Annotated in this window: 5 protein-coding genes; 4 read left to right on the plus strand and 1 reads right to left on the minus strand. The window is 68.1% G+C overall.

Going from position 1 to position 4,917, the window contains the following annotated elements; translation table 11 throughout:
- Nucleotides 1-65: 65 nt before the first annotated feature.
- The 4 genes from GUY61_RS34705 (at nt 66) to GUY61_RS34720 (ending at nt 4,045) form a co-directional block, all read left to right on the plus strand.
- Nucleotides 66-341 (plus strand): ubiquitin-like small modifier protein 1, encoded by a 276-nt coding sequence (locus GUY61_RS34705; RefSeq protein WP_166634304.1) that lies wholly within the window; start codon nt 66-68, stop codon nt 339-341.
- A gap of 472 nt (nt 342-813) precedes the next feature.
- Nucleotides 814-1,017, plus strand: coding sequence for a cold-shock protein (locus GUY61_RS34710; RefSeq protein WP_004986573.1), 204 nt, complete (start codon nt 814-816; stop codon nt 1,015-1,017).
- A gap of 596 nt (nt 1,018-1,613) precedes the next feature.
- Nucleotides 1,614-3,242 (plus strand): chaperonin GroEL, encoded by a 1,629-nt coding sequence (groL, locus tag GUY61_RS34715; RefSeq protein ID WP_166634305.1) that lies wholly within the window; start codon nt 1,614-1,616, stop codon nt 3,240-3,242.
- A gap of 200 nt (nt 3,243-3,442) precedes the next feature.
- Entirely contained in the window at nt 3,443-4,045 is a 603-nt protein-coding gene (locus GUY61_RS34720; RefSeq protein WP_166634306.1) for a Uma2 family endonuclease, read from the plus strand.
- A 38-nt stretch (nt 4,046-4,083) separates the two neighbouring features.
- Here GUY61_RS34720 and GUY61_RS40875 read toward each other — a convergent pair whose 3' ends face one another.
- On the minus strand, nt 4,084-4,818 hold the full coding sequence (locus GUY61_RS40875; RefSeq protein WP_243766967.1) for a Uma2 family endonuclease: 735 nt from the start codon (nt 4,816-4,818) through the stop codon (nt 4,084-4,086).
- Between the last annotated feature and the right edge of the window lie 99 nt (nt 4,819-4,917).

Raw genomic sequence — 4,917 nt, forward strand, 5'->3', positions numbered from 1 at the left:
GCTCTCCTCCTCCCGCCTCTCCCCCTCTCCTCCCTGATCCTCTCTCCTCCCCGAAGGTGAACCGCATGAGCGTCAACGTCCGCATCCCGACGATCCTCCGCACGTACACGGGCGGCCAGGCCGAGGTCCCGGCCGAGGGTGCGACCCTCGCCGAGGTCATCGAGTCGCTGGAGAAGAACCACCCGGGCATCGCCGCCCGCGTCCTGGACGACCAGGGCAAGCTGCGCCGCTTCGTGAACGTGTACGTCAACGACGACGACGTGCGGTTCGAGGACGGGCTCGGGACCGCCACCCCGGACGGCGCGGGCGTGTCGATCATTCCGGCCGTCGCGGGTGGCTGAGCCCCGAATGTTCGCGCTACGCTGAGTAACCGGAATTGCCCCTTCCGTTAAAGAAGCGGAGGGGGCAATTCCATGTGATTGAGCGCGGTACAGTTGGGGAAGTCCCCTCGGCCATTCATGCCGGATGCATATGAATTCCCGGCGAACGCTGAGAAGCGCACCACGAGACGTACGACTGGATACGGCCAATATCGCGGCTTGAATTGCCGTGATGATCCGTTATGCCCGGCCCGACTTGCCCTGGAATCAAGGGAATTGGCTGGAAACCACCCCCTACCCGTGCGCGGATTTCTCGTCCGACTGACCTGTTGCAGACGGCAGTTGGACAGATACATTCAGCGGCGGTCGACGCGTTCCGGCGCACGCTCCGGGCTTGTGTCCTGCCAAAGGGAACAGCCGTGTCCGGGGTGAGGTCTGACCCGGGTCCGCGAAGTGCGGTCCTGTGCAAGGGCCAGTAATAGGGGAGTTAGGCATGGCTCAGGGCACCGTCAAGTGGTTCAACGCGGAGAAGGGGTACGGCTTCATCGCGGTCGACGGTGGTGCGGATGTATTTGTGCATTACAGCGCCATCCAGATGGACGGTTACCGCACCCTGGAAGAGGGCCAGCGGGTCGAGTTCGAGATCTCGCAGGGTCAGAAGGGACCGCAGGCGGACATGGTCCGTGTCACGGCCTGAGCGCCGGTTGACTGCAGTCACCCTGTCGTGCGGAGGGCCCGCACCCGGAATGCCCGGGTGCGGGCCCTCTGTTGTCCGCCGTGCGGACACCCGCCGCCTGTCACCTGCGCAGTGCGCTGCCCGAGCCGGCGCCGTTTGGCGACGGCGCCCGGCCGGGCCCTGCCGACTCACTGCCTGCCGCCTGCCGCCTGCCGCCTGCCGCCTGCCGCGTTCGTCGCGGCCGCGGCTCTCGCGCGACCCGCTGCGCTCTCCGTGCGAGCGGCCCTGTTTCCTCAAGTGTTCCGCCGCTGCCGCGCGGGGGTGCGCCCTCTCGACACCCCGTGCGCCATCCCTGCCGCAACTCTCTGACCTGCACATCTGATGGGTTTACAGCGAAGGCGCTTGCACTCTCCTAGGGCGAGTGCTAATCATTGGCGTTAGCACTCTGCGAGTGAGAGTGACAGAAGGACCGGGTCGGTGAGGCCCTCAGGCCGCGTGGGGCAGGGAACCACGAGGCCGGCTGGCCGTCCGTCGCGGGCACGGGCGCGGTCCTAGGAGCAATCCTCCCCCGTAGCCTGCGGCGCGGGGGGACCCCAAGTCCGGGAGGACCACTTCACATGGCCAAGATCATCGCGTTCGACGAGGAGGCGCGGCGCGGCCTCGAGCGCGGGATGAACCAGCTCGCCGACGCCGTCAAGGTCACCCTCGGCCCCAAGGGCCGCAACGTCGTCCTCGAGAAGAAGTGGGGCGCCCCCACGATCACCAACGATGGTGTTTCCATCGCCAAGGAGATCGAGCTCGAGGACCCGTACGAGAAGATCGGCGCCGAGCTGGTCAAGGAAGTCGCGAAGAAGACGGACGACGTGGCCGGTGACGGCACGACGACCGCGACCGTCCTGGCGCAGGCGCTGGTCCGCGAGGGTCTGCGCAACGTCGCCGCCGGCGCCAACCCGATGGCCCTCAAGCGCGGTATCGAGAAGGCCGTCGAGGCCGTCTCCGCCGCCCTGCTCGAGCAGGCCAAGGACGTGGAGACCAAGGAGCAGATCGCTTCCACCGCCTCCATCTCCGCCGCCGACGTCCAGATCGGTGAGCTCATCGCCGAGGCCATGGACAAGGTCGGCAAGGAAGGCGTCATCACCGTCGAGGAGAGCAACACCTTCGGTCTCGAGCTTGAGCTCACCGAGGGTATGCGCTTCGACAAGGGCTACATCTCGGCGTACTTCGCGACCGACATGGAGCGCATGGAGGCCGCGCTCGAGGACCCGTACATCCTCATCGCCAACTCCAAGATCTCCAGCGTCAAGGACCTGCTCCCGCTGCTCGAGAAGGTCATGCAGTCCGGCAAGCCGCTGCTGATCATCGCCGAGGACGTCGAGGGCGAGGCCCTGTCGACCCTGGTCGTCAACAAGATCCGCGGCACCTTCAAGTCCGTCGCCGTCAAGGCCCCGGGCTTCGGCGACCGCCGCAAGGCGATGCTGAACGACATCGCCATCCTCACGGGCGGCACGGTCATCTCCGAGGAGGTCGGCCTCAAGCTGGAGAACGCCGGTCTCGACCTGCTCGGCCGCGCCCGCAAGATCGTCATCACCAAGGACGAGACCACGATCGTCGACGGTGCCGGTGACAGCGAGTCCGTCCAGGGCCGCGTGAACCAGATCCGCGCCGAGATCGAGCAGTCGGACTCCGACTACGACCGCGAGAAGCTCCAGGAGCGTCTGGCGAAGCTGGCCGGCGGCGTGGCCGTCATCAAGGCCGGTGCCGCCACCGAGGTCGAGCTCAAGGAGCGCAAGCACCGCATCGAGGACGCGGTGCGCAACGCCAAGGCCGCCGTCGAGGAGGGCATCGTCGCCGGTGGTGGCGTGGCCCTGCTCCAGGCGTCCGCGGTCTTCGAGAAGCTGGAGCTCGAGGGCGACGAGGCCACCGGTGCCGCCGCGGTCAAGGCCGCCCTGGAGGCCCCGCTCAAGCAGATCGCCGTCAACGCCGGCCTCGAGGGCGGCGTCGTGGTGGAGAAGGTCCGCAACCTCACCCCGGGCCACGGCCTCAACGCCGCGACCGGTGAGTACGTCGACCTGATCGCCGAGGGCATCATCGACCCGGCCAAGGTGACGCGCTCCGCGCTGCAGAACGCGGCCTCCATCGCCGCGCTCTTCCTCACCACCGAGGCCGTCATCGCCGACAAGCCGGAGAAGGCCGCGGCCGGCGCCGGCGCCGGTGGCGGCATGCCGGGCGGTGACATGGACTTCTGATCCGTCGTCCCCGACACGGATCAGGATTCCAGCGGTACCCCGCAGTACGAACCGAGGGCGGCACCCCCGACAGGGGGCGCCGCCCTCGGGCGTTGCTGCGCCCGTCACCCCTTCGTGGGACGCTGGTGGAAGCGGCCCGGGGCCGCGAATTCGTCGATCTACGCTCACCGGAGCATCAGGCCACTGGAGAAGGGCTCGCTATGACCGCCGCGATGGTCGAGCCCGGCCAGACACCTCACCGCCGGCCGTGGGACTACCTGCTGCAGACGTGGCGCGAGCTCGATGTCCCGGAAGGCTGGCGCGCCGAGATCGACGAAGACCGGATCGTCCTGGCACCTCCGCCCCATGCGCATCACAACGGGATCGCCGCCGCCGTGCAGCGCAGGCTCTACCAGAACCTCCCCGACGAGCTGGGGATCTATCAGACGCTCGGCATTCATATCGCGCCGCTGGACAGGCTCTATGTCCCGGACCTGGTCGTCATGCCGTCGCGGCTGATCGCGGACGCCGACCCGGACGTCAACGACCCCATGGACGCGGCGGAGGCGCTGCTGGTCGTCGAGATCACCTCGAAGGGCAACGCCAAGGACGACCGGACGAAGAAGCTGTGGGCGTACGCCCACGCTCCGGTGCCCGCCTATCTGCTGATCGACAGGTTCGACGAGCACGGTCCCACGACGACGCTGTTCACGGAACCGGAGAACGGGGCGTACAAGCACACGGAGCGCGTGCCGTTCGGCAAGCCCCTCGCCCTGCCCGCCCCGTTCCACACGACGCTGCACACGGAGTCGTTCCCGGCCTGACCCCGCCGAACGGTCTCGGCGCGGGGCCGGGGCTGCGGTCAGTGGGCGAAGTCCTTGAGCCTCTCGGTCTCCAGGACGAAGCCCACGGGTTCGGGGAGCGGGACGGTGGTGCCGTAGGGGTACGAGGCCTCGTTCCGGTACTTGCCGCCCTCCGGCTCGCTGAACACGGTGAGGGTGTCGTCGTCGCGGTCGATGAACAGGTAGACGGGGATGCCGTTCTTCGCGTAGCCGTCCCGCTTCTCATCGCGGTCGCGGCGGTGGGTGTCCCGGTCGAAGGAGGTGATCTCGACGACCATGAGGACACCCTGGGGGCTGGCCCACTCTCCCTGCCCCGCGAAGTGGCCGATGGGAGCGAGCGTGCCGTCCGGCCGCGCTCGGCCGTTGCGGTAGGTGTCCACGAGCAGCCCCTGCTCGGGATGCAGATCCAAATCGGGACGGTGCTGCATGCAGCACTTGCTGCCCGAGGCACTCGTGATGTGTTCGCGCCCCCGGCGCAAATGCCCGGCGCGCTGGCAGCGGTTGAGCGCCGTCCGCAGTGCGCACTGTCCGTACGGAAGCACCTTGGCCAGCGTCTTCACGGATACGTCCGCGCCGTCCGTCAGCCGGTCGAGGTACGCGGCGATGGCCGCCTCGCGGGGTGGGAGCTCCGCGAAGTCGGCTGCGGAGGGCGGGCGTTGGCCGGAGACGGAGCGTTTTCCGTAACCCGGGTTGGCCATCGGGTGCGGCTTTGCGTGCGCGGAGCGCGGGGCATCGTTAAAGTGGCTGTCAGCCATGGGATCGAGGGTTCCGATCGATCTCGTTGGTCAAGCCCCCGACGGTGTTGTGAGCACCGGGCGGGGGCTGTTTGCTGTCCCGGACGCTAGGGCCTGGTA

The sequence above is a fragment of the Streptomyces sp. GC420 genome, assembly GCF_009916105.1.
GTDB lineage: Bacteria > Actinomycetota > Actinomycetes > Streptomycetales > Streptomycetaceae > Streptomyces.

Coding starts and splice junctions, on each gene's coding strand:
- GUY61_RS34705 (WP_166634304.1), top strand. CDS start 66: ATGAGCGTCAACGTCCGCATCCCGACGATCCTCCGCACGTACACGGGC.
- GUY61_RS34710 (WP_004986573.1), top strand. CDS start 814: ATGGCTCAGGGCACCGTCAAGTGGTTCAACGCGGAGAAGGGGTACGGC.
- groL (WP_166634305.1), top strand. CDS start 1,614: ATGGCCAAGATCATCGCGTTCGACGAGGAGGCGCGGCGCGGCCTCGAG.
- GUY61_RS34720 (WP_166634306.1), top strand. CDS start 3,443: ATGACCGCCGCGATGGTCGAGCCCGGCCAGACACCTCACCGCCGGCCG.
- GUY61_RS40875 (WP_243766967.1), bottom strand. CDS start 4,818: ATGGCTGACAGCCACTTTAACGATGCCCCGCGCTCCGCGCACGCAAAG.